Below are 27,000 nucleotides of genomic sequence, written 5' to 3'. Positions count from 1 at the left end.
GATGGCACGCATCGGTGACGGCGGAGACCTGCTGAAATGCTCGTTCTGCGGTAAGAGTCAGAAGCAGGTGAAGAAGCTCATCGCGGGCCCCGGCGTCTACATCTGCGACGAGTGCATCGACCTGTGCAACGAGATCATCGAGGAAGAGCTCGCCGAGTCCAGCGACGTCAAGCTCGACGAGCTGCCGAAGCCGGCCGAGATCCGCGACTTCCTCGAGAACTACGTGATCGGCCAGGACGCGGCCAAGCGGACCCTCGCGGTCGCGGTCTACAACCACTACAAGCGCATCCAGGCCGGCGACAAGGGCCGGGACGTGCGCGGTGAGACCGTCGAACTGGCGAAGTCGAACATCCTGATGCTCGGCCCGACGGGCTGCGGCAAGACCTACCTGGCGCAGACCCTCGCGAAGATGCTCAACGTGCCGTTCGCGATCGCCGACGCGACGGCGCTCACCGAGGCCGGGTACGTCGGCGAGGATGTCGAGAACATCCTGCTCAAGCTGATCCAGGCCGCCGACTACGACGTCAAGCGCGCCGAGACCGGCATCATCTACATCGACGAGGTCGACAAGATCGCCCGCAAGTCGGAGAACCCGTCGATCACCCGCGACGTGTCCGGTGAGGGCGTGCAGCAGGCGCTGCTGAAGATCCTGGAGGGCACGCAGGCGAGCGTGCCGCCGCAGGGCGGGCGCAAGCATCCGCACCAGGAGTTCATCCAGATCGACACCACCAACGTGCTGTTCATCGTCGCCGGTGCGTTCGCCGGCCTGGAGAAGATCGTCGCCGACCGGGTCGGCAAGCGCGGGCTCGGGTTCGGTGCGGAGGTCCGGTCGAAGGCGGAAATCGACACCCAGGACCACTTCGCCGAGGTCATGCCGGAGGATCTGATCAAGTTCGGGCTGATCCCCGAGTTCATCGGGCGCCTCCCGATGGTTGCGTCGGTGACGAACCTGGACAAGGAGTCCCTGGTCCAGATTCTCTCGGAGCCGAAGAACGCCCTAGTCAAGCAGTACACCCGGTTGTTCGAGATGGACGGGGTGGAACTCGAGTTCACCACGGACGCGCTCGAGGCGGTCGCCGACCAGGCGATCCTGCGCGGCACCGGCGCCCGCGGCCTGCGCGCCATCATGGAAGAGGTTCTGCTGCCGGTGATGTACGACATCCCGAGCCGCGACGACGTCGCCAAGGTGGTCGTGACGGGGGAGACCGTCAACGACAACGTGCTGCCGACGATCGTGCCGCGCAAGCCGGACCGCGAGCGCCGCGACAAGTCGGCGTAGCAGCTTCAGCGGACCACGGCGCCCCCACCGACCGGTGGGGGCGCCGTGCTCTGCTCGTCCATCCCGCGCGTCGGGGTTACGGTCGACAGCGCGGGTATCGCAACGGTGCGCCCGCCGGACATGTGAGGAGATCAGGCAAATGCCGCAGCAGGTACGAGGTGTGATCGCGCGCTCGAAGGGCGCCCCGGTGGAGATCGTCCCGATCACCGTCCCCGACCCCGGCCCCGGCGAGGTCGTCGTCGCCGTCGCCGCATGCGGCGTCTGCCACACCGACCTCACCTACCGGGACGGCGGCATCAACGACGAGTACCCGTTCCTGCTCGGCCACGAGGCGGCGGGTGTCGTCGAAAGCGTGGGCGAGGGTGTCGATTCCGTCGCCGTCGGCGACTTCGTCGTGCTGAACTGGCGGGCCGTGTGCGGGCAGTGCCGTGCCTGCAAGCGGGGCCGCCCGCAGTATTGCTTCGACACGTTCAACGCGACGCAGAAGATGACCCTCGAGGACGGCACCGAGCTGACCCCGGCGTTGGGGATCGGTGCCTTCGCCGACAAGACGCTCGTGCACGCAGGCCAGTGCACCAAGGTGGATCCCGCCGCCGACCCCGCCGTCGTTGGCCTCCTCGGCTGCGGCGTCATGGCGGGCATGGGCGCGGCGATGAACACCGGCAATGTCGGCCGCGGCGACTCGGTCGCCGTCATCGGCTGCGGCGGCGTCGGTGACGCCGCGATCATGGGCGCGCGGCTCGCGGGCGCGAACACGATCATCGCGATCGACCGCGACGCCAAGAAGCTGGAGTGGGCGCGGGACCTCGGCGCCACCCACACGCTGAACGCGACCGAGTTCGACGTCGTCGAGGCCGTGCAGGACCTCACCGGCGGATTCGGTGCGGACGTGGTCATCGACGCCGTCGGCCGCCCGGAGACGTGGAAGCAGGCGTTCTACGCGCGGGACCTGGCAGGCACCGTGGTTCTCGTCGGGGTCCCGACCCCGGACATGACCCTGGAGATGCCGCTGGTGGACTTCTTCTCCCGCGGCGGCGCGCTGAAGTCGTCGTGGTACGGCGACTGCCTGCCCGAGCGGGACTTCCCGATGCTCGTCGACCTGTACCGGCAGGGACGACTGCCGCTGGAGAAGTTCGTCACCGAACGGATCGCGCTCGACGAGGTCGAGGCGGCGTTCGAGTCGATGCACCGCGGTGAGGTGCTGCGTTCGGTGGTCGTGCTGTGACGCGCGAGGCCAGCGTAGCGACGGGGAACGGGTTCCGGGTGGACCGCGTCGTCACGTCGGGGACGTTCGAACTCGACGGCGGCAGCTGGGATGTGGACAACAACATCTGGCTGATCGGGGACGACTCCGAGGTCGTGATCGTGGACGCCGCGCACACCGCCCAGCCGATCGTCGATGCGGTCGCGGGCCGGAAGGTCGTCGCGATCGTGTGTACACACGGGCACAACGATCACATCACCGTCGCCCCCGAACTGTCCGAGCGGCTGGACGCACCGATCCTCCTGAGCCCCGCCGACAACATGCTGTGGGAGATGACGCACCCCGGCGTCGCGCACGGGACGCTGGAGGACGGACAGCGGATCACGGTGGCGGGCACCGACATCCAGGCCATCGCGACGCCAGGTCACTCGCCGGGGTCGACGTGCCTGTACCTGCCGGAGGCGGGGGAGTTGTTCACCGGCGACACCCTGTTCGCGGGCGGTCCCGGTGCGACGGGGCGCTCGTACTCGGATTTCCCGACGATCATCGGGTCGATCCGCGACAGGCTGTTCGCGCTGCCGCCGGAGACGCGGGTGCACACCGGGCACGGGGACGGCACCACCCTCGGCGCCGAGTCGCCGCACCTGGAGGAGTGGATCCGGCGCGGCAACTGACCCGGTCCGCCGCCGTCCGGGGTGGTTACGGGCGGCGGCGGGCGACGAGGTGGACGTCCGGGAACCGGTGCAGCACATCCGGTCGGCTCGTCATCCGCCACTCCTCGTCGAAGCCCGCGTCGGCCAGTGCCCGGGCCAGCGCATCCGGGTGCCACCGCCAGGCCCGGCGGACGACGTGATCGAACTCGACGATCTCGCCGGGCGTATCGGTGCTCTGACCGGCGACCGCGACGAGTGCACCGGGACCCGTCAGTGCGGCCCATCGAGCCAGCACCGCCGGGACATCCGCCGGTGGGACGTGAATCAGGCTGTACCGTGCGAGAATCGCGCGGACCGGCCTGCCGCCGAAGTCCACCGATCCGAGTAACGCGTCGTCGCAGGCGAACTCGAGGTGCGGGTGGTCGCGGCGGGCAATGTCGAGCATGCCGCGGCTCGGGTCGACGCCGATCACCTCGAGACCGCGTGCGGTGAGGTCGGCGGTGATGCCACCGAGTCCGCACCCCACATCCACCACGACACCCTCCGCGGGCCCGTCGCCGACGAGTTCGGCGAAGGCCGCGATCGTGTGCCGCTCGAGGGCCGTCTGATAGGCGGACGGAAACGTTTCGGAGTACAGATCGGCGAGCGCGTCGTAGCCCGGTTGAGTCACGCCCCGAGTGTCGCAGATCGTCGGGTGGGGAGGGTCGCGCGGTGGGCAGCCGCACCGAACGGGCGGTTACTGGACACGCCTCTCGGGCGATGGTCCGGCAACCGCCCGTTCGTGACCGGCGGGGCGCCCTACGGCACGGCGATCCGCTGCGCCCCGGCGTAGACGTTCATTGTCTCGCCGCGGAGGAACCCCACCAGCGTGAGACCGGACTCGGCGGCGAGGTCGACCGCCAGGGACGACGGCGCGGAGACCGCGGCGAGCATCGGTACCCCGGCCACCACGGCCTTCTGCACCAGCTCGAACGAGGCGCGGCCGCTGACCGCGAGGATCGTCCCCGACAGCGGCACCCGACCCTCGGTGACTGCCCAGCCGAGGACCTTGTCGACGGCGTTGTGTCGGCCGACATCCTCCCGCAGCGCGAGCAGGGCGCCGTCGGCGGTGAACAGCCCGGCCGCGTGCAGGCCGCCGGTGGAGTCGAACACCCGCTGCCGGGCGCGCATCGTGTCCGGGAGGGCGGCGAGCACCGTCGCGGGCACCGTCAGCGTCGACGCGGTGAGGTCGTATGGCGCCCGCACCCGGACCGCATCGAGCGACGCCTTCCCGCACACCCCGCAGGCCGAGGTGCTCAGGAAGTTCCGCTGGGCAACAACAGGTTCCGGTGTTCCGGCGGTCAGTGCGACGTCGAGGACGTTGTACGTGTTCGCGCCGTCGGAGTCGACCCCGTCGCAGTACCGGATCACCGTGACGTCGTCGGCGGACCGAATGATCCCCTCGCCGAGCAGGAATCCATGCACTAGGTCGACGTCGTGTCCGGGGGTGCGCATGGTGACGGTCAGCGATCGGCCGCCCATCCGGATCTCCAGGGGCTCCTCGACGGCGAGGCTGTCCGGGCGCCGGACGGTGCCGGACGGCGCGATCCGGAGCACCGGCCGCCTCGTGGTGACCCGACCCATCAGCCGACCGGCTCCAACCGCACCACCACGGCCTTCGAGACCGGCGTGTTCGACTTGGCGGCAACGTGATCGAGCGGGATCAGCGGATTGGTCTCCGGGTAGTAGGCGGCGGCGTTGCCCTTCGGGGTGGAGTACTCGACCACCCGGAAGTCCGACACCCGTCGCTCCTCGACGGTGCCGTCGGCTGCCGTCCACTCCGAGACGATGTCCACCCGGGATCCGTCGATCAGCCCCAACTCGACCAGGTCCGCGGCGGACACGAAGATCACCCGGCGCCCACCCTTGACGCCGCGATACCGGTCGTCGAGGCCGTAGATCGTGGTGTTGTACTGGTCGTGGCTGCGCAGCGTCTGCAGGATCAGCCGGCCGGGGGGTGTCGGCACCCACTGCAGCTCGCCGGTGACGAAGTTCGCCTTCCCGGTGGTGGTGGGGAACTCGCGCCGATCCCGCGGCGGATGCGGCAGCTGGAAGCCGTCCGGGCGGCGGACCCGCTCGTTGTAGTTCTCGCACCCGGGCACCACCCGGGAGATGGCGTCCCGGATCCGGTCGTAGTCGGCGGACAGCGCCAGCCAGGGCACGCTGTGTTCGGCGCCGAGCAGTTCGCGTGCCAGGTCGCAGATGATCGCCACCTCGCTGCGCAGGTGCTCGCTGACCGGCGTCAGGCTGCCGCGGGACAGATGCACCATCGACATCGAATCCTCTACGGACACCAGCTGTTTGCCGCCTGCCTGGATGTCCTTGTCGGTGCGGCCCAGGGTCGGCAGGATCAGCGCGGTGGCGCCGGTGACCACGTGCGAGCGGTTCAGCTTCGTGGACACCTGCACCGTCAATCGGCAGCGGCGCAGCGCATCCTCGGTGGTGGCCGTGTCCGGGGTGGCGCGAAGGAAGTTGCCGCCCATCGCCATGAACACCCGGGCCTGGTCGTCCCGCATCGCGCGGATCGCGTCGACGGTGTCGAGGCCGTGCTTGCGGGGGCTGGTGATGCCGAACTCGCGGTCGAGCGCGTCGAGGAAGCTGTCGGGCATCCGCTCCCAGATGCCCATCGTCCGGTCGCCCTGCACGTTCGAGTGCCCGCGGACCGGGCAGACACCGGCGCCCGGCTTGCCCATCATCCCGCGCATCAGCAGCAGGTTCGTGATCTCCTGGATCGTCGCGACGCCGTGCGTCTGCTGGGTCAGCCCCATCGCCCAGCACGCGATCGTCCGCCGGGACCGGATCAACGCGTCCGCCGTGTCCCGCAGCTGGGTGCTGGTCAGTCCGGTCGCGTCGAGGACAGTGTCGAGATCGACGGTGCGGGCCGCTCGCTCGTACTCCTCGAATCCCGCGCAGTGCTCGGCAATGAAGTCCCGATCCAGCACCGTGCCCGGCGCGGCGTCGTCCGCCTCGAACAGCAGCCGCGCCAATCCGCGGAACAGCGCCATGTCGCCACCGAGTCGGATCTGCAGGAACTCGTCCGCGATCTCGACGCCCTTGCCGATCACGCCGCCGACCTTCTGCGGATCCTTGAACCCCAGCAGTCCGGCCTCCGGCAGTGGGTTGATCGCGATGATCTTCGCGCCGTTGCCCTTTGCCGCTTCCAGCGTCGACAGCATGCGCGGATGGTTGGTGCCCGGGTTCTGGCCCGCGATCAGGATCAGGTCCGCGTACTCGAGGTCGGGGACGGTCACCGAGCCCTTGCCGATGCCGATCGACTCGGTCAGCGCACTGCCCGACGACTCGTGGCACATGTTCGAGCAGTCCGGCATGTTGTTGGTGCCGAAGCTGCGGATCATCAACTGGTACAGGAATGCGGCCTCGTTGCTGGTGCGGCCCGAGGTGTAGAAGACGGCCTCATCCGGCGTGGCGAGCGCGGTCAACGTGTCGGCGATCAGCCGGTAGGCCTCGTCCCAGTCGATCGGGGTGTAGTGGCTCGCCCCCTCCCTCAGCACCATCGGATGGGTGATCCGGCCCTGTTGACCCAGCCAGTAGTCGGTCTTCTCCGCCAGTTCGGCCAGCGGGTGCGCGGCGAAGAACTCCGGGGTGACGGTCCGCAGCGTCGCCTCCTCCGCGACCGCCTTCGCGCCGTTCTCGCAGAACTCGGCTGGCTTGCGGTGCCCGGGCGTCTCCGGCCACGCGCAGCCGGGGCAGTCGAAGCCGTGCCGCTGGTTCAGCCGGGTCAACGTCTGGGCGGTGCGCGCCACCCCCATCTGCTCGACGGCTCGCTCCATTGACACCACGACGGCCTTGACCCCCGCGGCGTGGTCCTTCGGGGGGCTGACCGCGACCTGGGATTCGTCGATGTCCTGTGCCGGGGCTTTGCGAGTCATGTGTCCATAGTGGCGCGATCGGGAGCGGACCGATAGGCAACACCGCACACGGGTGTCGCAAATTGGGATAGCCTCACCTTCTTTCCGTGAGCATGAGGGTGGAGAACATGGATCGTCTGACCCGTCGCGGGTTCCTGATCGGGGCCTCCGGCGTCGCGCTGGCCGTCGCCACCGGATGCGGCAGCGGAGACGCCCAGCCGAGTGGCTCGACGGGCGCCACCCTCGGCGACAAGTATGGCCGGGTGGTCGTCGCCGACGACCCGCGGCGGGTGGTCAGCGTCGGCTACAACGACCACGACGCGATCCTTGCGCTCGGGGTCGTCCCGGTCGGGGTGTTCGACTGGTACGGCAATCAGCCCGACGCCACCTGGCCGTGGGCGCATGACCGCCTCGGCGGCGCGCACCCGGCCGTGATCGGCACCGCGGGCGCCGGGCTGGACATCGAGGCGGTGGCGGCCACCGACCCGGACCTGGTCCTCGGCACCTATTCCGGGCTGACGCAGAACGAGCACGACACGCTGTCCGCCCTCGCGCCGACCGTCGGGCAGCCCGCGGAGTTCGCCGACTTCGGGGTGCCTTGGCAGATCCAGACCCGGACCATCGGCAAGGCCCTCGGCCGGTCGGCGCAGGCCGACGACCTCGTCAACGCCGTGCAGCAGCAGTTCACCGACGTCGCGGCCGCGCACCCGGAATTTGCGGGCAGGACGGTGATCGTCGGTGCGCTGAAGGGGCCCGGCCAGTTCGGGGTCTACGGCCCCGAGGACCCGAAGGTGCGGTTCTTCACCGAACTCGGTTTCGTGAATCCTCCTGTCACCCAACAGATCACCGGCACCAACTTCGCCCCGATCAGTACCGAACAGTTGACCCTCGCCGACACGGACCTGCTCGTCTGGTATGCCGGCGGCGGCTTCGGCGACAAGCTCCGTGCTGAGCTCGCGGCGACACCCGTCTACGCGGGTCTGCCCGTCGTGGAGGGGGGCCGCGTCATCATCCTCGACGACGCGGCCGCCGAGGCGATGACGTGGAGCACGGTGCTGTCGCTGCCATACGCTCTGAACGACATTCCGCCGCGCATCGCTCCGCTGCTCGGCGGCTGACCACCCGAACGGAAGGACCCTTGTGCGCAGCGATCTGTTCACCAACACCGAACGCAGCGGGACGCCAGGCACATTCATGCTGCAGAACAAGCGGATGCTCAAGGTGGACCTGCGGGGCACCGGCGGGCACTTCCTGGCCAGACAGGGGTCGATGGTGGCCTACCAGGGTGAGGTGGACTTCGCGTACCAGGGCAGCGGCGGCATCGGGAAGTTCTTCAAGAAGGCACTCACCGGCGAGGGCATGTCGCTGATGCAGGTGTCCGGCAGCGGCGACGTGTTTCTCGCGGCCGACGCCGACGAGATCTTCCTGTTCGAACTCGAGGGCGAGTCGGTGACCGTCAACGGCGGCAACGTCCTCGCGTTCGAGTCCACCCTCGGCTGGGACATCAACCGTGTCGAGGGCGCGTCGATGCTCAGCGGCGGACTGTTCAACACCACATTCAGCGGTCACGGGGTCCTCGCGATCACCGCCTACGGCACCCCGGTGGTGCTGAACGTCGACGTGCCGACCCACGTCGACATGCAGAGCGCGGTGATGTGGTCGACCGGGCTGCAGTCCACCATCCGCAAGACCGCGAAGCTCGGCGCCGTCGTCGGACGCGGGTCGGGGGAGGCGTACCAGTTGGGCCTGACCGGCAGCGGATTCGTCGTCGTGCAGGCGTCCGAGGGGCATCCGGCGATCCCGAAGCAGTAGTCACGGTCGGGGTCGCTCGCCGGGGTGCAGCACCTGCTGCAGCCCGGCGAGCCCGGCCGCGTCGTTGCGCTGCTGCAGGACCGCGCCGGTCTCCGCGTCCACGATCAACCGGATCGGCGCAGGCTTGCGCGGTGGGGGCGCGAGTTCGACCTCCCAGCAGCGGCGGCCGAGGAACTCGGTGTCGACGACCGGGCCGGTCGGTCGGGTGAAGTCATTACCGAGCCAGTCCGTCGCGGGCCGGGTCACCGCCAACTCGCGGCCGGGGCCGAGGTAGTGGACCCGGCGCGCATCGGCCCGCAGCGGTGGTTCGTCGTGCTCGAACCGCCACGCGGTGTCGCCGTCGCAAATGAACAGCGGCTCGCCGGTGCGGGTGTCGATCCGGGTACGCGGACCGTCCCGCCACAGCCGGACCTCGTCGCCGCCCAGCCCCACGAACACCGGGGGTGCACCGGCACTCGCCCAGCTGACGAGTTCGGGCGTCCGTTCCGGATCGACAACCCGGACGACACCGTGAACCGGTGCGGTCGGACCCTCGTCCATTGCCACCAGCACCTGTATCCACGATGTCACGGACACATGCTCCCGCGTCCGTGGCGTCGGCGGCGTGACTCGCCCGCGGTGCGCGTGTCGTGCACTACGGTCGTCGAGGAATTACGTCGAGGGAGGGTGCGGCATGGGCGGGTCGGGTGCACGGACGGCACTGGTGACGGGCGCGTCGTCGGGGATCGGGGCGGCGGTCGCGGGGGCCCTCGCCGGACGCGGGTGGACGGTGTACGGCACCAGCCGCAACCCGGATGCGATCACGAACCCAATCCCCGGCGTCCGATACCTGCCGCTCGACCTCACCGACGAGGCGTCCATCGCCGCCTGCGCCGCCGCGGCGGGCGCCGTCGACGTTCTCGTCAACAATGCGGGGGAGAGCCAGAGCGGTCCGCTCGAGGAACTGCCGATGGACGCGATCGAACGGCTGTTCCGCACCAACGTGTTTGGCGCGGTGCGGCTGACCCAGCTGCTGCTGCCCGGCATGCGGGCCCGCCGCTCCGGCCGGGTCGTGATGGTCGGGTCGATGCTCGCGAGTTTCCCCCTCGCACACCGATCCTCGTACGTTGCGACGAAGGCCGCGATCAAGGGCTTCGCGACCGCCGCACGTCGCGAGGTGTCCCCGTTCGGGGTCGCGATCACCACCGTCGAGCCCGGCTCGATCGCCACCGGCATCGGCGAACGGCGCACCCACTATCTCGCCGATGACTCGCCGTACACCGCCGACTACCGCACGATGATCGAGCATCTCGACGCCAACGAACGGTCCGGGATCAGCGCGGACACGGTCGCGCGGACCGTGCTGACGGCGATCGACGCCAAGCGGCCGCGACCGCTGTATGCCGTCGGCTCCAACGCCCCGATGGTGTTCGCGCTGCGCCGGATCGCGCCGCGCGGGCTGGTCGAGCGGATCGTCGCCCGCAGGCACGGCCTGCGCTGACCTCTAGGGCATGTCTCCCACTCCCCATTTCGGCGCCGAGACGGATTAGGAGACACGCCCTACCCATCCGCGGACAGCGGCGGGACCCGGTCACGCCACGGCACCGCCTGCTCAAGCTGGGCGGCGACGGCAAGTAGCAGGTCCTCGCGGCCGGGTGCGGCGACGAGCTGCACCCCGATCGGCAGCCCCTCCCGACTCTGCGCCAGCGGCAGGCTGATCGCCGGATTGCCGGACACGTTGTAGGCGGCCGTGAACGGGCCGAACTCGAGGATCCGCCGAATCCACGACCGGACGGTGTGCCCCGCGGCGTCGTAGTCGAGGGTGCCGTGCGGCGGCGGCAACTGTGCCACCGTTGGCGTCACCAGCAGATCGTGGCGAGCGAAGAAGTCCCCGACCGCGCGGGTGACGCGGCCCTGGGCGTCGATCGCGGCGGCGACGTCCGGCATCCGCGCGGCCGCGGCCTCCTGCAGAACCACCCGCGACACCGACTCCAGCAGATCGGGATTCGGTCGGATCGGGGCCCGCAGCATCGCCGCACCCGTCGAGTACGCGGTGAGCAGGCACGCCTCCACGACGTCGTCCTCGCATACCGCGGGCGCTGCCTCGGTGATGTCGTGCCCGATCCACTCGAGGACGCGCGCCGCGGTGATTGCGGCGTCCGCGACCTGCGCGTCGACGGGCACGCCGGCCAGGGTGGACACCGCGACCCGCAGCCGACCGGGGTCGGTCGACAGCGACGTCGGATACGGCACGGCCGGGGGAGCGGCGGCGTACTTCTCCCCGATGATCGGCCCGCTGACCGCGTCCAGTAGGGCCGCGCAGTCCCGGACCGTGCGGGTCAGGCCGAACTCGTACACCTGGCCGAACCCCACCTCCCCGGTCACCCCACCACCCGAGGATCCGCTCGAACCGGACGGCCCGACCGGCACCCGGCTCCGGCTCGGTTTGAGCCCGACCAGCCCGCAGCACGACGCGGGGACCCGCAGCGACCCGGCGCCGTCGTTGCCGTGCCCGATCGGCACCGCGCCCGCCGCGACCAACGCCGCGGACCCGCCGCTCGACCCGCCGACCCCGCGATCGAGGTTCCACGGGTTGCGGGTCGCCCCGTAGCGTCGGGATTCCGTCGCGAAGTTCAGTCCCAGCTCCGGTGCCGTGCTCTGACCGAGCGCGACCAACCCGGCGGCCCGGAACCGGCGCATCACCTCCAGATCGCAGCCAGCGACGGCGCCGCGGAGGGCGCGGCTGCCAAGGGTGAACGGGATCCCCCGGACGACGGGGCCGCTGTCCTTGACGACCATCGGCACCCCGGCCAGCGGCCCCGACGGGTCGGCGTCGGGTGCCGGGTCGAACACCGGCAGGGTCAGCGCGTTCAGGTCCGGGTTCACCGCGTCCAGCGCGCGCCGCGCCGCGGCCTCGACCTCGGCCGCCGTCACGTCCCCTTGCCGGATCAGTGTGGCCAGGCCGACCGCATCGTGGGCGGCGTACTCGTACACGTGCATGCCGCCATCACACCCCGACCGTGCCCCTGCCGGCCACCGGGTTTTTGGTGTACCAGAGGTGTCCCACCGCAGGTTCCACCAGTAGCTGTGCACCCCCGGCCACGCCAGTCGCGGCGGTGGCGGTCGGATCGCCGGTCCCGATCCACACGGCAACGGCGCCGGCCACGCAGATCGCCGGGCGCAGCAACGTCATCGGCCCCAACACGACCGCCATCGCCAGATACCTGGTCCGCCACGGCAGGACGCACCAGGTCGCGATGGCGACGAGTGTGACCAGGGCGAACGGTGTCAGGGCCGCCGCCAGCGCCTCGGCCGCGGTCCGGCGGACCTCCCGCGGGACAACGAGCAGACCGATCGCCAGGGGGCCAGCCGCCAGGGCCGCCCATACCGCGACACCCCTCGCCTGCGCCAGGGTGTCGCGCCGCAGGGTGGCGAGTCGACCCGTCCGGCCCTGCGCCGCCCGATAGCCCGCGAACGCGCCGTCGAGCAGGGCGATCGTCAGGACCGTCAGCGCCGCGACGTTCACCCGTCCGCCCCGCGCACCCCGATCAGCGGGCGCCACACTCCGTGCAGGCTCTGCCCACCGCGGCAGGAGACGTCGAACGACGGCGCGGCCGCCGTGGCAGCGCCCAGCAGGAAGTCGGTCGGGTGCGCCCGCCGCATCGACAGATTGCCGTCGTGCCGGGAGATGGGTTCGCGCATCCGGCTGCGGTGGAAGACCCAGGAACCCAGGTTGGTCAGCCACCCTGGCTCCGGGTCGTAGTGGAGGAAGCCGACGATTGTGGGGGTCTCGTGACGGGCCAGGAACTCGCGGACCTGCGCGCGGTCGAGGTGGTGCAGGAAGCCGGTCGAGATCACCACGGTCGGCACGCCGTCCGTCGCCAGGTCGAGTGCGTCGGCTACCTCGAAGCGGACGGCGCAGTCGTCGAGGCGGGCGAGCGTGCGTCCCCTGTCGACGAGGTCGGCATTGAAGTCGGTGGCGACCAGTTCCACACCGGGGAGGGCGCCGGAACGGGCGAGGCCGCGCAGGATGTACCCGGTGCCGCAGCCGACGTCGACGATCCGCCGCACCGTGTGCCGCGGGGTGATGAGCCTGATCTCGTCGGCCACCCGGCGCGGCACCTGCAACTCCTCGCCCAACCGTTGGAGTTCGGCATGGATCCGGAGCAGCACTCGTCGGCAGTGGTCGGCGTCGAGCACGCCGTCCACCGCGGGAAGCGCCTCGACCAGGCGGGCCGCACGCTCCTGACCCGACGCCCGCAACCGGGTCGCGGCGTCGTCCCGTCGCACCGGTGCAACCGCGATCAGGTCGGTGATCTCCAGCGGCTCCATGGCGACATGGTGGCAGTCGGTGCAGGCAGAGGCAATGACATTGCGATCGGCGGAGTAGGGGCAACCGAATGATCCGGTTCCGGGATAGCCTCGGGCATGGCCACCGTGCACCCCGCCACCCGGTCCGACGTTCCCGAACTCGCCCGCGTCCTCGGTCGGGCGTTCGATGACGACCCGGTGATGCAGTGGATGTGGCCCGACCCGCTGGACCGGCGGCGCGGGCTGCCGCGGATGTTCGCCGCCTTCACCCGGCACCACCATCTGGCCCACGGCGGCGTTGAGGTGGCCGCGGCCGACGGCCGCGCCGTCGGGGCGGCGCTGTGGGATCCGCCCGATCGGTGGCGGCAGTCGCGGTGGACCCAACTGGTGATGGCCCCGTCCATCCTGCGGGCCTTCGGGCGCCGGGCCGGGGTCGCCGCCGCGGTCGGCGCGACGATCGAGGCCGCACACCCGGACGGGCCGCACTGGTATCTCGGCACCATCGGCACCGACCCGACCGCCCGCGGTGGCGGGCACGGGCAGGCCCTGATGCGGTCCCGTCTCGACCGGTGCGACCTCGACCGCGCGCCCGCGTACCTGGAGTCGAGCAAGGAGTCGAACGTCCCGTACTACCAGCGGTTCGGCTTCGAGGTGACCCGGGAAATCGTGATCCCCGACGGCGGACCCACGCTGTGGGCCATGTGGCGGGAACCACGGTAGGGGACGTTCTCTAGAATTGCGCAGGTGACCAGTGCCGCGCCGCAGAACCCCGAGAACCCCGCAGACGCCCTCCCGAAGAGCTGGGACCCCAGCGCCGTCGAGGAGCAGTTGTACGAGGGCTGGGTGGCGGCCGGCTACTTCCAGGCCGACGCCGCCAGCGACAAGCCCGGCTACTCCATCGTGCTGCCACCGCCGAACGTCACCGGCAGCCTGCACATGGGGCACGCGCTCGACCACACCCTGATGGACGCGCTGACCCGCCGCAAGCGGATGCAGGGCTTCGAGGTGCTGTGGCTGCCCGGCATGGACCACGCGGGCATCGCGACGCAGACCATCGTCGAGAAGCAGCTCGCCGCCGCGGGCACCAAGAAGGAGGACCTCGGCCGCGAGGCCTTCATCGAGAAGGTGTGGGACTGGAAGCGTGAATCCGGGGGCACCATCCAGGGTCAGATGCGTCGCATCGGGGACGGCGTCGACTGGTCCCGCGACCGCTTCACGATGGACGAGGGCCTGTCCCGTGCCGTGCAGACCATCTTCAAGCGGATGTACGACGACGGCCTGATCTACCGCGCCGAGCGGCTCGTCAACTGGTCGCCGGTGCTGCAGACCGCGATCTCCGACATCGAGGTCAAGTTCGAGGAGGTCGAGGGCGAACTCGTCTCGCTGCGTTACGGTTCCCTCGACGACGCCGAGCCGCACGTCATCGTCGCCACCACCCGCGTCGAGACGATGCTCGGCGACACCGCCGTCGCCGTGCACCCCGACGACGAGCGCTACCGGCATCTCGTCGGCACCACCCTTGAGCACCCGTTCACCGGCCGCGCGATCCCGATCATCGCCGACGACTACGTCGACCCCGAGTTCGGCACCGGCGCCGTCAAGATCACCCCCGCGCACGACCCCAACGACTTCGAGATGGGTCTGCGGCACAACCTGCCGATGCCGACCATTATGGACAAGGCGGGTCGGATCGCGGACACCGGAACGCAATTCGACGGCATGGACCGGTTCGAGGCGCGCGTCAAGGTGCGCGAGGCCCTCGCCGAGCAGGGCCGCGTCGTCGCCGAGAAGCGTCCGTACCTGCACAGCGTCGGCCACTCCGAGCGGTCCGGCGAGACCATCGAGCCGCGGTTGTCGATGCAGTGGTGGGTCAAGGTGGACGCGCTCGCGAAGGCCGCAGGCGACGCGGTCCGCGACGGCGCGACCACCATCCACCCGGCCAGTCAGGAGCCGCGCTGGTTCGCGTGGGTCGACAACATGCACGACTGGTGCATCTCCCGGCAGCTGTGGTGGGGCCACCGGATCCCGATCTGGTACGGCCCGGACGGCGAGGTGGCGTGCTTCGGCCCCGACGAGACAGCGCCCGAGGGTTGGGAGCAGGATCCGGACGTCCTCGACACCTGGTTCTCGTCCGGGCTGTGGCCGTTCTCCACGATGGGCTGGCCGGAGCAGACCCTCGAGCTCGAGAAGTTCTATCCCACCAGCGTTCTCGTCACCGGCTACGACATCCTGTTCTTCTGGGTGGCCCGGATGATGATGTTCGGCACCTACGTCTCCGGTGACGATGCAGTCCAGGGCGGCAAGGTTCCGTTCACCGACCTGTTCCTGCACGGCCTGGTGCGTGACCAGTTCGGCAAGAAGATGTCGAAGTCCCGCGGCAACGGCATCGACCCGCTGGACTGGGTGGACCGGTTCGGCGCGGACGCGCTGCGTTTCACCCTGGCCCGCGGCGCCAACCCGGGCAGCGACCTCGCGGTCGGTGAGGACCATGCGCAGTCGTCCCGCAACTTCGCGAACAAGCTGTTCAACGCCACCAAGTTCGCGCTGATGAACGGCGCGGTCGTCGCCGACCTGCCCGCCCGCGAGCAGCTCACCGACGCCGACCGCTGGATCCTGGACCGGCTCGAGCAGGTCCGCGCCGAGGTCGACGAGGCGTTCGAGAAGTTCGAGTTCTCCAAGGCCTGCGAGGCGCTGTACCACTTCGCGTGGGACGAGGTGTGCGACTGGTACCTCGAGCTGGCGAAGGTGCAGGTCGCGGATGGTTCCGTGCATGCAGACGGCACCAAGGCCGTGCTCGGCAACGTCCTCGACACGCTGCTGCGGATGCTGCACCCGGTGATTCCGTTCGTCACCGAGACGCTGTGGAAGGTGCTCACCGGCGGCGAGTCGGTCGTCGTCGCGTCCTGGCCCGCCGCGACCGGCACCCCGACCGACGCGGACTCCGCCCGCCGGATCGCCGACCTGCAGAAGCTTGTCACCGAGATCCGCCGGTTCCGCAGCGACCAGGGACTCAAGCCGTCGCAGAAGGTCGCGGCCCGGCTGTCCGGCGCCGCGGACGCCGACATCGAGGCCCAGCTCGCGTCGGTGTCGTCGCTCGCGAAGCTCACCGAGCCGTCGGACGGCTTCGCCGCGACCGCGTCGGTCGAGGTGCGGCTGAGCCGCGCCACCGTCACCGTCGAACTCGACACCTCCGGTGCCGTCGATCTCGGCGCCGAACGCAAGCGGCTCGAGAAGGACCTCGCGGCGGCCGAGAAGGAGCTCGCCGGGACCGCGGCGAAGCTCGGCAACGAGGCCTTCCTCGCGAAGGCCCCGGACGCGGTCGTCGACAAGATCAAGGGACGTCAGCAGGTGGCGCAGGAGGAGATCACCCGCATCACCGCGCGGCTCGAGGAGTTGGGTCGGGCGTGAGCGACGAGCAGGGGACCCCGTCCCCGGTGGACCTCGCGGAGCTGGCGCTGGTCGAGGCCGAGCTCGACCAGCGTTGGCCCGAAACGAAGATCGAGCCGTCGCTGACCCGGATCGCCGCGCTGATGGATCTGCTCGGGTCCCCGCAGCAGGCCTACCCGGCGATCCACGTCGCGGGCACCAACGGCAAGACGTCGGTGACCCGGATGATCGACGCCCTGCTCACTCGGCTGCACCGCAGGGTCGGCCGCACCACCAGCCCGCACCTGCAGCTGGCGACCGAGCGGATCAGCATCGACGGCGCGCCGGTCTCGCCGCGCACCTACGTCGACACCTACCGCGAGCTCGCGCCGTACATCGAGATGGTCGACACCCAGTCGCGGGCAGCCGGGGGTCCGGCGATGAGCAAGTTCGAGGTGCTCACCGCGATGGCGTTCGCCGCGTTCGCGGAGGCGCCCGTCGACGTCGGCGTCATCGAGGTCGGGCTCGGGGGCCGCTGGGACGCAACGAATGTCGTCGACGGCCAGGTCGCGGTGATCACCCCGATCAGCCTCGACCACGCCGACTATCTGGGCACCGACCTGGCAGGCATCGCCGCCGAGAAGGCCGGGATCATCAAGAAGGCGCCGGACTCGCTGGTGCCGCGGGACACCGTCGCGATCCTCGCGCAGCAGGAACCCGAGGTGATGGACGTGCTGCTGCGCCGCGCGGTGGAGGCGGACGCGGCCGTCGCCCGCGAGGGATCGGAGTTCACCGTCCTTGCGCGGCAGATCGCGGTCGGCGGGCAGCAACTCGAACTGCAGGGGCTCGGCGGGGTGTACACCGACATCTTCCTGCCGATGCACGGCGAACATCAGGCCCGCAACGCCGCGCTCGCCCTCGCCGCGGTCGAGGCGTTCTTCGGGGCGGGTCCCGACCGGCAGCTCGACGCCGACGCGATCCGGGAAGCCTTTGCGTCGCTGACGAACCCGGGCAGGCTTGAGCGGGTCCGCAACGCGCCGACCGTCTTTCTCGATGCCGCGCACAATCCGGACGGGGCCCGCGCCCTCGCGTCGGCGCTGTCGGCCGAGTTCGACTTCCGCAAACTCGTCGGCGTCGTCGCGGTATTGGGGGACAAGGACGCCGACGGCATCCTCACCGCGCTGGAACCGGTCTTCGACGAGATTGTGGTCACCCGCAACGGTTCCCCTCGTGCGATGGACGTCGAGCACCTCGCCGACCTGGCGGTCGCCCGGTTCGGGGACGAGCGGGTGGTCGTTGCCCCGACCCTGCCGGATGCGATCGAAACGGCGATCGGGCTTGCCGAGGAGGTCGCCGAACCCGGCGAGGCCATCTCCGGCGCCGGTGTCGTCGTCACCGGATCCGTCGTCACCGCGGGCGAGGCCCGCACCCTGTTCGGAAAGGACCCGGCGTGAGCACCCCCGATCAACCTGCCCAGTTCAAGCCCCCGACCACCGACCCGTGGAAGGGATTCCGCGGGGTCTGCTCCGGCACCCTGATCCTCGAGGCAATCGTGGTCTTCCTCGGGATCCCCGCGGTCGCGAAGCTCGGCACCGGCATCAGCACCGGAGCGGTCGTGTACCTCACCGTGCTCGGTGTCCTGATGATCCTCGCGTGCGGGGTGCAGTCCCGGCGCTGGGGTTTGCGTCTGGACCTCGGCCTGCAGGTCGGCCTGATCGCGGGCTGGTTCATTCACCCGGCGATCGGCGTGATGGGTCTGATCTTCGCCGCGGTGTGGGCGTACCTGCTGTACCTGCGCAAGGACATCGAAGCGCGGATCGAGCGGGGACTGCTGGCAGGGCAGCGGGACTGACCCACTATTCTGTCCTTTCGTGACTGAGCGCACCCTGGTACTGATCAAGCCCGATGGCGTTGCCCGCAACCTGATCGGCGACATTCTCGCGCGCGTCGAACGCAAGGGTCTGTCCGTCGCCGCGCTGGAGATGCGCACCGCCGACGCGGATGTGGCGGGCAAGCACTACGCCGAGCACGTCGAGCGGCCGTTCTACCCGGGCCTGCTCGAGTTCATCACCTCCGGCCCGCTGGTCGCGGCCGTCGTCGAGGGACACCGGGCGATCGCCGCGTTCCGCCAGATCGCGGGCGGCACCGATCCCGTCGAGAAGGCCGCTCCCGGCACCATCCGCGGCGACCACGCCCTCGACGGTCAGCAGAATCTCGTGCACGGGTCCGATTCGGTCGAGTCCGCCGAGCGGGAGATCGCGCTCTGGTTCCCGCGGCTCGCACGACCCTGACCGCCCCGTTTCCGCAGCCCCGGCTCAGGTTGCCCGATCCGATCGGGGACCTGAGCCGGTTTCGTTCGCCCGCACGGTGCGGCGTCGGTCGGGGCACCGTGGACGTGTGGGATACTGACAGCGGTTGACCCGCACACGTTTCGTCACCGTCGAGAGCTGCGTGCGGTCCAACCGGTGACACCACGGCTCGATGCCCGCATCGCTGCCGCCATGGACGAGGAAATCCCTCCCCGGCGGCACGCTGGATGATCAGGCGCACGGGACGCGGAGTTCAGCCCGCCAGGCTCCGCGCGAATTGGACGTGACCGTTTCGATCACCGACAAGCCGCGCGGAGCGAGACCAGACGAACTCACACCCCGGTGTGAGGACCAGACAGCGCCCCCGAGTGGCCGCGCACATCCGACAGGGATGGACGCGCCCGGGGGCTCGAGGAGACTTACGTGGCCGACCAAGCGCCGCCCGAGAATTCACAGCCCACCGATCCGGTGTTCCCGGAGAAGATGCGCGTTCACGCCCTCGCCAAGATGCTCGGCGTGACCAGCAAGCAGGTGCTCGCCCAGGTCGCGGAGTTCGGGACGGAACTGCGCAGCGCCCAGTCCAGCATCGACCGCGCGCTCGCCGAGCGCGTGCACGCGGCGATGGCCGCACCGACGGCACCGGCCGCCGAGCAGGCCGCCGAATCGGCTTCCGCCGCCGACCCGGTGCTGCGCGCCGCCCCCGACCTGATCGCCGACGCGCACATCCCGCAGCAGCCCGGCCTGTTCACCGACGCCGACGCCGAGGCGGCGCCCGCCGCGGCCACCGAGCCGCCGCTGTTCCAGGCCCCGCTGTTCCTACAGCCGGAGACGGCCCCCGAACCCGCACCGCGTCGTCGCCGCGCGCGCCGGGAAGCGGCCGCCCCCGACGAGGCGGCCCCGATCGAGGTCACCTCCGGAACCGCCGCGGCCGCGGCGGTCGAGGAGCCGACGGCGAGCGAGCAGCAGGCGGATGGTTCTGCCGCGGAGGCCACGACCTCCGAGGAGGCCGGAGCGGCCGGCGCGGAGCACGCCGACGACGAGTCCGCGGAGGGCCAAGGCCGGCGCCGCCGCCGCGGGCGCCGGGGCCGCGGCCGGGGTCGCGGTGAGCAGGGCGCGGAGACCGACACCGCCGACGACACCGAGACCGCTCCCGCGGAGGACGGGCCAGCGGCCGACGCATCGGCGGACGCGGACACCGAGGCGGCGGAGGCCGAGACGGCCGACGCCGAGTCGGGTGCGGAGGAGTCCGAGGACGGCACGAGCAGGCGTCGTCGTCGCCGCCGCCGTCGCAAGGGCAGCGGCGACGGCGACGCCACCGAGGACGACGGTGTCACGACGGTCGTGCACGAGCGTGAACCCCGCACCAAGGCCCGCGCCAAGGACGAGGTGCAGGGCATCTCCGGATCCACCCGGCTCGAGGCCAAGCGTCAGCGCCGCCGCGACGGCCGGGACGCGGGCAGGCGCAGGCCGCCGATCCTCACCGAGTCCGAGTTCCTGGCCCGTCGTGAGGCGGTCGACCGGGTGATGGTGGTCCGGGAGAAGAGCGGTGCCGCGCACCCCGACGGCCTGACCCAGGTCGCGGTCCTCGAGGACGACGTCCTCGTCGAGCACTTCGTTACGACGTCGGCGTCCGCGTCGATGGTCGGCAACGTCTACCTCGGACGGGTGCAGAACGTGTTGCCGTCGATGGAGGCGGCCTTCATCGACATCGGGCGCGGACGCAACGGCGTCCTCTACGCCGGTGAGGTCAACTGGGAGGCCGCCGGTCTCGGCGGCAACAGCCGCAAGATCGAGCAGGCGCTCAGGCCGGGCGACCAGGTGCTCGTCCAGGTCTCCAAGGACCCGGTCGGGCACAAGGGTGCCCGCCTGACCACCCAGATTTCGCTGGCGGGACGGTTCCTCGTCTACGTTCCCGGCGGCACGTCCACCGGGATCAGCCGCAAGCTGCCCGACACCGAACGCAAGCGGCTCAAGGAGATCCTGCGGGAGGTGGTTCCGCCGGAGGCGGGCGTCATCATCCGCACCGCAGCGGAGGGCGTCAGCGAGGAGGAACTCGCCCGCGACGTGCAGCGGCTGCAGTCGCAGTGGTCCGACATCGAGAAGGAGGCCGAGGCAGCGGACAAGGGCAAGTCGGGTAACCCGAAGGCCCTGTACGAGGAGCCGGACCTGCTGGTCAAGGTCGTGCGCGACCTGTTCAACGAGGACTTCTCCAAGATCGTCATCGAGGGCGAGAAGTCCTGGTCGACGGTGGAAAACTACATCCGGACCGTCGCACCCGACCTGTTGCCGCGGGTGGAACGGTACGAGCCTGCGGCGGGCGGACCGGACATCTTCGCGGTCCGGCGCATCGACGAGCAGCTGGCGAAGGCGCTCGACCGGAAGGTGTGGCTGCCGTCGGGCGGCACCCTGGTGATCGACCGCACCGAGGCGATGACCGTCGTCGATGTCAACACCGGCAAGTTCACCGGAGCGGGCGGCAACCTCGAAGAGACCGTCACCCGGAACAACCTGGAGGCCGCCGAGGAGATCGTGCGGCAGATGCGGCTGCGGGACATCGGCGGCATGATCGTCGTCGACTTCATCGACATGGTGCTCGAGTCGAACCGGGATCTCGTGTTGCGTCGGCTCACCGAGTCACTCGGACGCGACCGGACCCGGCACCAGGTGTCCGAGGTCACCTCGCTCGGCCTGGTTCAGATGACCCGCAAGAAGCTGGGCACCGGTCTGGTCGAGGCGTTCTCGACCACCTGCGAGCACTGCCACGGCCGCGGCATCGTCGTGCACGCCGATCCGGTCGAGGTCCGCTCCGGTGACGACTCCGGCTCCCGCAACCAGGGCAAGGGCGAATCGGGTGGCGGACGCCGCAAGCGGGGCCGCGACAAGGCGCAGGCCGCCGAGCCAGCACCGGAGAAGGACGGGCACGCCGCGGAGGCCGACGCGTCCGTCAAGCGGGCGCACCCGGTGGCGTTGGCGATGGCCGCACACCTGCACCCCGAGGACGAGCATCCGGACACGGCGGACGCCGCAGCCGCGGCCGCCGAGGTCGTCGTCACGGAGACGGCGGACGTCGTCGCGGACCCTGCCGTCGAGACGCCGGTCGTCGCGGCGGATACCGCACCCGAACCCGCCGCCGAGCCTGCGCCCGAACCCGTCTCCGAGCCTGCACCGGAACCCGCTGGCGAGCCCGCGGCAGCGGCGCGCCCGCGCCGCCGGTCGCGCCGGGCCTCCCGCGCGGCCGCGGCACCCGTGGCTGGCGTCGACGAGGGGACCGTGCTGACGCTTCCCGCGCACCCGGACCCGGCGCCTGCGGAACCCGCGGTCGTGGTCGAGCCGGTCGTCGAGCCGGCCGCCGCCGTCGAGGCCACGCCGGTGTCCGGCGCGGCGGAGGCGGCGGCAGCTGAGCCCGCCGCACCGAAGCGGCGTGCGCGTCGGCGGTCCGCCGGGCGTCCCGCCGGACCACCGACGGAATCGTGATTGGCCGACCGCTCGAGGTCACGGGCAACGGCGGCGGGTGGGGCGGTTTGACCCTGCCGATCGCCATCCCGTAACCTTGAGCGGTCGCTACTCGGTGACACCGCTCTGCTGCGCCCGTCCGGGTGCCGGGGTGTCCGGGGAAGCAAGTACACAGACCAGTCGCGCGGCGGTAGTCGCGTGAGCACGTTCGAATTAGCAAGGGGTAGCCGTCCGATGGCAACGTACGCGATCGTCAAGACCGGCGGAAAGCAGTACAAGGTCGCTGTTGGTGACCTCGTCAAGGTCGAGAAGATCGAGGGTGAGCCCGGCGCTGCTGTCTCGCTGACCCCGGTCCTCCTCGTCGACGGAGCCGAGCTGACCACCGACGCCGACAAGCTGGCGAAGGTCACGGTCACCGGTGAGGTCGTCGAGCAGACCAAGGGCCCGAAGATCCGGATCCACAAGTTCAAGAACAAGACCGGCTACCACAAGCGTCAGGGCCACCGGCAGAAGCTGACGGTCCTCAAGGTCACCGGCATCAAGTAACTCGGGCTCCGAGTCTTCTTCCAACCCAGGAGGGTCTGTCATGGCACATAAGAAGGGTGCATCCAGCTCGCGCAACGGTCGCGATTCGAATGCCCAGCGACTCGGCGTGAAGCGGTTCGGCGGCCAGTCCGTCAGCGCAGGCGAGATCCTGGTGCGTCAGCGTGGCACGCACTTCCACCCCGGCGTCAACGTCGGTCGTGGCGGCGACGACACCCTGTTCGCCCTTGCCGCCGGTGCCGTCGAGTTCGGCACCAAGCGTGGACGCAAGACCGTGAACATCGTTCCGGCCGAGGCACAGGCCTGAGTCTGCTGCTTCGAGCAACGCTTCCAGGAGGGGCGGGCCAGGGTCACACACCCGGCCCGCCCCTCCTGCTTTTCACCGACTGAAGGGAAGGATCCGGCAGTCATGTCCCGATTCATCGACCGCGTGACGCTGCACGTCAGCGCAGGCAAGGGCGGCAACGGGTGTGCCTCGGTGCACCGCGAGAAGTTCAAGCCGCTCGGCGGACCGGACGGCGGCAATGGCGGTCGGGGCGGTGACGTGATCCTCGTCGTCGACTCGAACGTACACACGCTGCTGGATTTCCACTTCCATCCCCGCGCCAAGGCAACCAACGGCCGCCAGGGTGAGGGCGGAAACCGAGAGGGCGGCAACGGCTCCGACCTCGTCCTCAAGGTCCCCGACGGCACGGTCGTGCTGGACCGGGACGGCCGCATCCTCGCCGACCTGATCGGCACCGGAACCCGGTTCGTCGCCGCGCAGGGTGGGCGCGGCGGGCTCGGCAACGCTGCGCTGTCGTCGAAGGCGCGCAAGGCGCCCGGCTTCGCGCTCCTCGGCGAGGAGGGCGTCGAACGCGACCTGGTGCTCGAACTGAAGTCGGTCGCCGACGTCGGCCTCGTCGGATTCCCGTCGGCGGGCAAGTCGTCGCTGGTGTCGGTGCTGTCCGCGGCCAAGCCGAAGATCGCCGACTACCCGTTCACCACGCTGCAGCCGAACCTGGGCGTCGTGTCCAGCGGTGACACCACGTTCACCGTCGCGGACGTGCCCGGCCTGATTCCGGGTGCCAGCGACGGCCGCGGACTCGGCCTCGACTTCCTGCGGCACCTCGAACGGTGCGCGGTGCTCGCGCACGTCGTCGACTGCGCGACCCTCGAACCCGGTCGCGACCCGGTGTCCGACGTCGACGCACTCGAAGCGGAGCTGGCCGCGTACACCCCGGCGCTGTCCGGCGACGCGGGACTCGGTGACCTCGCCGACCGGCCCCGCATCGTGATCCTGAACAAGGCCGACGTGCCGGATGCGGCGGAGCTCGCCGAGATGGTGACCCCCGAGTTCGAGGCACGCGGTTGGCCCGTGTTCACCATCTCCGCGGTGAGCAGGGACGGCCTGCGCCCGCTGACCTTCGCGCTGGCGAAGATGGTCGAGGACTACCGCATCGCGCACCCGCCCGCCGCACCCAAGCGGCAGGTGATCCGCCCGATCGCCGTCGATGAGACCGGGTTCAGCATCATCGCCGACCCCGAGACGCCCGGCGGTTTCATCGTCCGCGGTACCCGACCCGAGCGGTGGATCCGGCAGACCGCATTCGACAACGACGAGGCCGTCGGTTACCTCGCGGACCGGCTTGCCCGTCTCGGTGTCGAGGACCGGTTGATCAAGATGGGTGCCGAGCCCGGCTGTTCGGTGACGATCGGCGACGTCAGCTTCGACTGGGAGCCGCAGACCGCGGCCGGTGTCGACATCACCCGCACCGGTCGCGGCACCGACGCCCGCCTCGACCAGGATGAGCGGATCGGTGCCGCCGAACGCAAGCACGCGCGTCGCATCCGCCGCGGACTGGACTCCGACGGCGACGGCAAGTGACCGGGGTGTCCGACACCCGCACCCAGATCGCCACCGCCCGGAGTGTCGTGGTCAAGATCGGCTCGTCGGCGTTGACCAGTCTCGAATCCGGGTTGGACAGAAGGAAACTCGACGCGCTCGCCGACGCCGTCGAGGCCCGCATGCGCGCGGGCTCCGACGTGGTCGTGGTGTCGTCGGGCGCGGTCGGTGCGGGCATCGCGCCGCTGGGCCTGTCGAAACGCCCCCGGGACCTCGCGACCAAGCAGGCGGCGGCGAGTGTCGGTCAACTCGCGCTCGCCCATGCGTGGGGCACCTCGTTCCACCGGTACGGCCGGACGGTCGGGCAGGTGCTGCTCACCGCCGACGACATCGCCCGTCGCACCCAGCACCGCAACGCGCAGCGGACGCTGGACCGGTTGCGGGCGCTGCACGCGGTCGCGGTGGTCAACGAGAACGACACCGTCGCGACCACCGAACTGCGGTTCGGCGACAATGATCGGCTCGCGGCGATGGTCGCGCACCTGGTCAGCGCCGACGCGCTGGTGCTGCTGTCGGACGTCGACGGTCTCTACGACGGGGACCCCCGTAAGGGCGGAGCCATCCTGATCCCCGAGGTGACGAGCCCCGAGGACCTGGACGGTGTGGTCGCCGGCTCCGGGGGGGCGCTGGGCACCGGCGGGATGGCCTCGAAGCTGTCCGCGGCCCGCCTGGCCGCCGACTCCGGTGTCCCGGTGCTGCTGGCCGCCGCCACCGACGCGGCGGAGGCGTTGTCGACGGCGAGCGTCGGTACCGCGTTCGCGGCCCGTCCGACGCGCATGTCGGCGCGCAAGTTCTGGGTCCGGCACGCCGCCGACACCCAGGGTGAGCTGCACCTCGACGCGGGCGCCGTCCGTGCGGTCGTCGACAAGCGGCGCTCCCTGCTCCCGGCGGGCATCACCGCGACCGGCGGCCGATTCCACGGCGGCGACGTGGTCTCGCTGCTCGGCCCCGACGGCCTGCCGGTGGCGCGGGGTGTGGTGGCGTACGACGCCGCGGAACTCGAGGAGATGCTCGGCCGGTCCACGATGGAGTTGCCGTCCGACATGCAGCGGCCCGTCGTCCACGCCGACGACCTCGTCCGACTCTGACCGTCCGCTCAGGCTGACCGAATGTGGGATTTGGTCAGTCAGGCTGACCGAATCCCACATTCGGTCAACCCGGGGGGTGGCAGCCGGGGGGTGGCAGCCGGGGGGGGAAGGTCGACGCGGGGTCGGGTGGCGTGTCGGGGGAGGGTTCAGGTGACGAGAGTGGTGAGGGTCTCCGCGCAGCCTGCGTCGAGTTTCAGGGTGGCGAGGTCGTCGCCGCGGGTGGCGCCGCGGTTGACGATCGCGATCGGCATGCCGAGCTTCGCGGCCCGGCGGACGAAGCGCAGCCCTGACATCACCGTCAGCGACGAACCCAGCACCAGCAGCAGATCGGCGGACTCGACCATCGCGAACGCGGCGTCGACGCGGTCGCGGGGGACGGACTCGCCGAAGTAGACGATGTCCGGCTTGAGGACGCCGCAGCAGCGCGCGCAGTCCACGACGCGGAAGTGCGCGGTCTCCTCGAGTACGGCGTCGGCGTCCGGCGCGATCTCCACACCGGACGCGGCGGCAACGGATTCGGCGAAGCCGGGGTTGGCGGCGTCCAGTCGTTCGGCCAGCGACATGCGGGAGATCCGGTGCCCGCATCGCGTGCATCGCACCTGCGCGTAGCTGCCGTGCAGGTCGATCACCGACCGGCTGCCCGCCTTCGTGTGCAGCAGGTCCACATTCTGGGTGATCACCCCGCGCACCGTGCCGGTCCGTTCCAGTGCGGCCACCGCACGGTGACCCGAGTTGGGTCGGGCCCCGTCCATGTACCGCCAGCCCAGGTGGTTGCGGGCCCAGTAGTGCCGCCGGAACGCCGCGTCGCCCATGAACTGCTGATAGGTCATCGGGGTCCGGGGAGGCGCGTCGGGTCCGCGGTAGTCGGGGATGCCGGAGTCGGTGGACATGCCCGCACCGGTCAACGCGACGACGCTGCGGCCCCGGATGAGCTCCAACAGACCCACCGTCGTCCGAGGCGCGGTGGATGCGGTCATGGAGTCCAGGCTAGCGCGACCCGTCCCGGCGCGACCCCGGTCCGTCCTCGTCGTCGACCACCGGCGGGCCGTCGGGGTGCGGCGCGCCACCCTCGTTGACCCAGTCGGCGATCTCGGCGGCATCCTCCCGCGTGACGGGACGGCGCCGATGGAACAGGGATCTGACCTTGGTGCCGATCTTCGACATGGCTCGATGCTACCCACCGGCGGGGGGGGGGGGGTGGGGCGGCGTC

The 27,000-nt window shown here is 70.6% G+C and carries 25 protein-coding genes; 16 read left to right on the top strand and 9 right to left on the bottom strand.

Annotated elements, in window-relative coordinates; all coding sequences use genetic code 11:
* Position 1: 1 nt before the first annotated feature.
* The 3 genes from clpX to ACWF62_RS11665 all read left to right on the top strand — a co-directional run bounded on the left by clpX (position 2) and on the right by ACWF62_RS11665 (position 3,157).
* On the top strand, positions 2–1,279 hold the full coding sequence (gene clpX / locus ACWF62_RS11675) for an ATP-dependent Clp protease ATP-binding subunit ClpX (RefSeq protein WP_378506486.1): 1,278 nt from the start codon (positions 2–4) through the stop codon (positions 1,277–1,279).
* Positions 1,280–1,418: 139 nt separating this feature from the next.
* Positions 1,419–2,504, top strand: a complete 1,086-nt coding sequence (locus ACWF62_RS11670; RefSeq protein ID WP_378506487.1) for an S-(hydroxymethyl)mycothiol dehydrogenase — start codon at positions 1,419–1,421, stop codon at positions 2,502–2,504.
* A 38-nt stretch (positions 2,505–2,542) separates the two neighbouring features.
* The gene (locus ACWF62_RS11665; RefSeq protein ID WP_452630134.1) at positions 2,543–3,157 is read left to right on the top strand and encodes an MBL fold metallo-hydrolase; all 615 of its coding nucleotides are present in this window, start codon (positions 2,543–2,545) and stop codon (positions 3,155–3,157) included.
* A gap of 25 nt (positions 3,158–3,182) precedes the next feature.
* On the opposite strand, the gene ACWF62_RS11660 is transcribed toward ACWF62_RS11665, so the two are convergent.
* The 3 genes from ACWF62_RS11660 to ACWF62_RS11650 form a co-directional block, all read right to left on the bottom strand.
* Complete coding sequence (locus ACWF62_RS11660; RefSeq protein ID WP_452630133.1) at positions 3,183–3,806, bottom strand: class I SAM-dependent methyltransferase; 624 nt, start codon at positions 3,804–3,806, stop codon at positions 3,183–3,185.
* 128 nt (positions 3,807–3,934) lie between these two features.
* A complete protein-coding gene (gene fdhD, locus ACWF62_RS11655; protein ID WP_452630132.1) occupies positions 3,935–4,759 on the bottom strand; it encodes a formate dehydrogenase accessory sulfurtransferase FdhD in 825 nt (274 codons plus the stop codon).
* On the bottom strand, positions 4,759–7,065 hold the full coding sequence (locus ACWF62_RS11650; RefSeq protein ID WP_452630131.1) for an FdhF/YdeP family oxidoreductase: 2,307 nt from the start codon (positions 7,063–7,065) through the stop codon (positions 4,759–4,761). The genes fdhD and ACWF62_RS11650 overlap by 1 nt, the downstream gene beginning before the upstream one ends.
* A 92-nt stretch (positions 7,066–7,157) precedes the next feature.
* Here ACWF62_RS11650 and ACWF62_RS11645 point away from each other — a divergent pair, with 92 nt between their 5' ends.
* Complete coding sequence (locus ACWF62_RS11645; protein WP_378570698.1) at positions 7,158–8,162, top strand: iron-siderophore ABC transporter substrate-binding protein; 1,005 nt, start codon at positions 7,158–7,160, stop codon at positions 8,160–8,162.
* A 22-nt stretch (positions 8,163–8,184) separates the two neighbouring features.
* Entirely contained in the window at positions 8,185–8,856 is a 672-nt protein-coding gene (locus ACWF62_RS11640) for an AIM24 family protein (protein WP_378506493.1), read from the top strand.
* On the opposite strand, the gene ACWF62_RS11635 is transcribed toward ACWF62_RS11640, so the two are convergent.
* Positions 8,857–9,426 carry a hypothetical protein gene (locus ACWF62_RS11635; RefSeq protein ID WP_452630130.1) on the bottom strand — a complete coding sequence of 190 codons (570 nt, stop codon included), beginning with the start codon at positions 9,424–9,426 and terminating at the stop codon, positions 8,857–8,859.
* A gap of 103 nt (positions 9,427–9,529) precedes the next feature.
* Here ACWF62_RS11635 and ACWF62_RS11630 point away from each other — a divergent pair, with 103 nt between their 5' ends.
* The gene (locus ACWF62_RS11630; RefSeq protein ID WP_452630129.1) at positions 9,530–10,336 is read left to right on the top strand and encodes an SDR family NAD(P)-dependent oxidoreductase; all 807 of its coding nucleotides are present in this window, start codon (positions 9,530–9,532) and stop codon (positions 10,334–10,336) included.
* Between the two features lie 59 nt (positions 10,337–10,395).
* Here ACWF62_RS11630 and ACWF62_RS11625 read toward each other — a convergent pair whose 3' ends face one another.
* The 3 genes from ACWF62_RS11625 to ACWF62_RS11615 are packed head-to-tail and all read right to left on the bottom strand — an operon-like array spanning position 10,396 to position 13,167.
* The gene (locus tag ACWF62_RS11625; protein WP_452630127.1) at positions 10,396–11,835 is read right to left on the bottom strand and encodes an amidase; all 1,440 of its coding nucleotides are present in this window, start codon (positions 11,833–11,835) and stop codon (positions 10,396–10,398) included.
* Between the two features lie 7 nt (positions 11,836–11,842).
* A complete protein-coding gene (locus tag ACWF62_RS11620; RefSeq protein ID WP_378506496.1) occupies positions 11,843–12,361 on the bottom strand; it encodes a hypothetical protein in 519 nt (172 codons plus the stop codon).
* On the bottom strand, positions 12,358–13,167 hold the full coding sequence (locus ACWF62_RS11615) for a class I SAM-dependent methyltransferase (RefSeq protein ID WP_378506497.1): 810 nt from the start codon (positions 13,165–13,167) through the stop codon (positions 12,358–12,360). Before ACWF62_RS11615 ends, ACWF62_RS11620 begins: the two co-directional genes overlap by 4 nt.
* A gap of 96 nt (positions 13,168–13,263) precedes the next feature.
* Here ACWF62_RS11615 and ACWF62_RS11610 point away from each other — a divergent pair, with 96 nt between their 5' ends.
* The 10 genes from ACWF62_RS11610 to proB all read left to right on the top strand — a co-directional run bounded on the left by ACWF62_RS11610 (position 13,264) and on the right by proB (position 25,790).
* Positions 13,264–13,866 carry a GNAT family N-acetyltransferase gene (locus ACWF62_RS11610; RefSeq protein ID WP_378570677.1) on the top strand — a complete coding sequence of 201 codons (603 nt, stop codon included), beginning with the start codon at positions 13,264–13,266 and terminating at the stop codon, positions 13,864–13,866.
* Positions 13,867–13,890: 24 nt separating this feature from the next.
* The gene (locus ACWF62_RS11605; protein WP_452630125.1) at positions 13,891–16,554 is read left to right on the top strand and encodes a valine--tRNA ligase; all 2,664 of its coding nucleotides are present in this window, start codon (positions 13,891–13,893) and stop codon (positions 16,552–16,554) included.
* Positions 16,551–17,966 carry a bifunctional tetrahydrofolate synthase/dihydrofolate synthase gene (gene folC, locus ACWF62_RS11600; protein WP_378506500.1) on the top strand — a complete coding sequence of 472 codons (1,416 nt, stop codon included), beginning with the start codon at positions 16,551–16,553 and terminating at the stop codon, positions 17,964–17,966. Before ACWF62_RS11605 ends, folC begins: the two co-directional genes overlap by 4 nt.
* Positions 17,963–18,364: a DUF4233 domain-containing protein gene (locus ACWF62_RS11595; protein ID WP_378570683.1), complete on the top strand. Its 402-nt coding sequence runs from the start codon at positions 17,963–17,965 to the stop codon at positions 18,362–18,364. The genes folC and ACWF62_RS11595 overlap by 4 nt, the downstream gene beginning before the upstream one ends.
* Before the next feature lie 19 nt (positions 18,365–18,383).
* On the top strand, positions 18,384–18,803 hold the full coding sequence (gene ndk / locus ACWF62_RS11590; RefSeq protein WP_378570685.1) for a nucleoside-diphosphate kinase: 420 nt from the start codon (positions 18,384–18,386) through the stop codon (positions 18,801–18,803).
* 441 nt (positions 18,804–19,244) lie between these two features.
* Positions 19,245–22,295 (top strand): translation initiation factor IF-2 N-terminal domain-containing protein, encoded by a 3,051-nt coding sequence (locus ACWF62_RS11585; RefSeq protein WP_452630124.1) that lies wholly within the window; start codon positions 19,245–19,247, stop codon positions 22,293–22,295.
* 213 nt (positions 22,296–22,508) lie between these two features.
* Positions 22,509–22,820, top strand: a complete 312-nt coding sequence (gene rplU, locus ACWF62_RS11580) for a 50S ribosomal protein L21 (RefSeq protein WP_378506504.1) — start codon at positions 22,509–22,511, stop codon at positions 22,818–22,820.
* Between the two features lie 40 nt (positions 22,821–22,860).
* Entirely contained in the window at positions 22,861–23,124 is a 264-nt protein-coding gene (gene rpmA / locus ACWF62_RS11575) for a 50S ribosomal protein L27 (RefSeq protein ID WP_378570689.1), read from the top strand.
* Between the two features lie 102 nt (positions 23,125–23,226).
* The gene (obgE, locus tag ACWF62_RS11570; protein ID WP_378506506.1) at positions 23,227–24,684 is read left to right on the top strand and encodes a GTPase ObgE; all 1,458 of its coding nucleotides are present in this window, start codon (positions 23,227–23,229) and stop codon (positions 24,682–24,684) included.
* A gap of 5 nt (positions 24,685–24,689) precedes the next feature.
* Positions 24,690–25,790, top strand: coding sequence for a glutamate 5-kinase (gene proB / locus ACWF62_RS11565; RefSeq protein ID WP_378570700.1), 1,101 nt, complete (start codon positions 24,690–24,692; stop codon positions 25,788–25,790).
* 146 nt (positions 25,791–25,936) lie between these two features.
* Here the strand turns inward: proB and ACWF62_RS11560 are convergent, their stop codons facing one another.
* The gene (locus ACWF62_RS11560; RefSeq protein ID WP_452630123.1) at positions 25,937–26,767 is read right to left on the bottom strand and encodes an NAD-dependent protein deacetylase; all 831 of its coding nucleotides are present in this window, start codon (positions 26,765–26,767) and stop codon (positions 25,937–25,939) included.
* A gap of 10 nt (positions 26,768–26,777) precedes the next feature.
* Positions 26,778–26,954 carry a hypothetical protein gene (locus ACWF62_RS11555; RefSeq protein WP_452630121.1) on the bottom strand — a complete coding sequence of 59 codons (177 nt, stop codon included), beginning with the start codon at positions 26,952–26,954 and terminating at the stop codon, positions 26,778–26,780.
* Positions 26,955–27,000: the final 46 nt, after the last annotated feature.

The organism is Rhodococcus sp. NPDC054953, assembly GCF_053609225.1.
The sequence above is the reverse complement of the archived record's forward strand: the minus strand, read 5'-3'. Positions and strand labels throughout refer to the sequence as shown.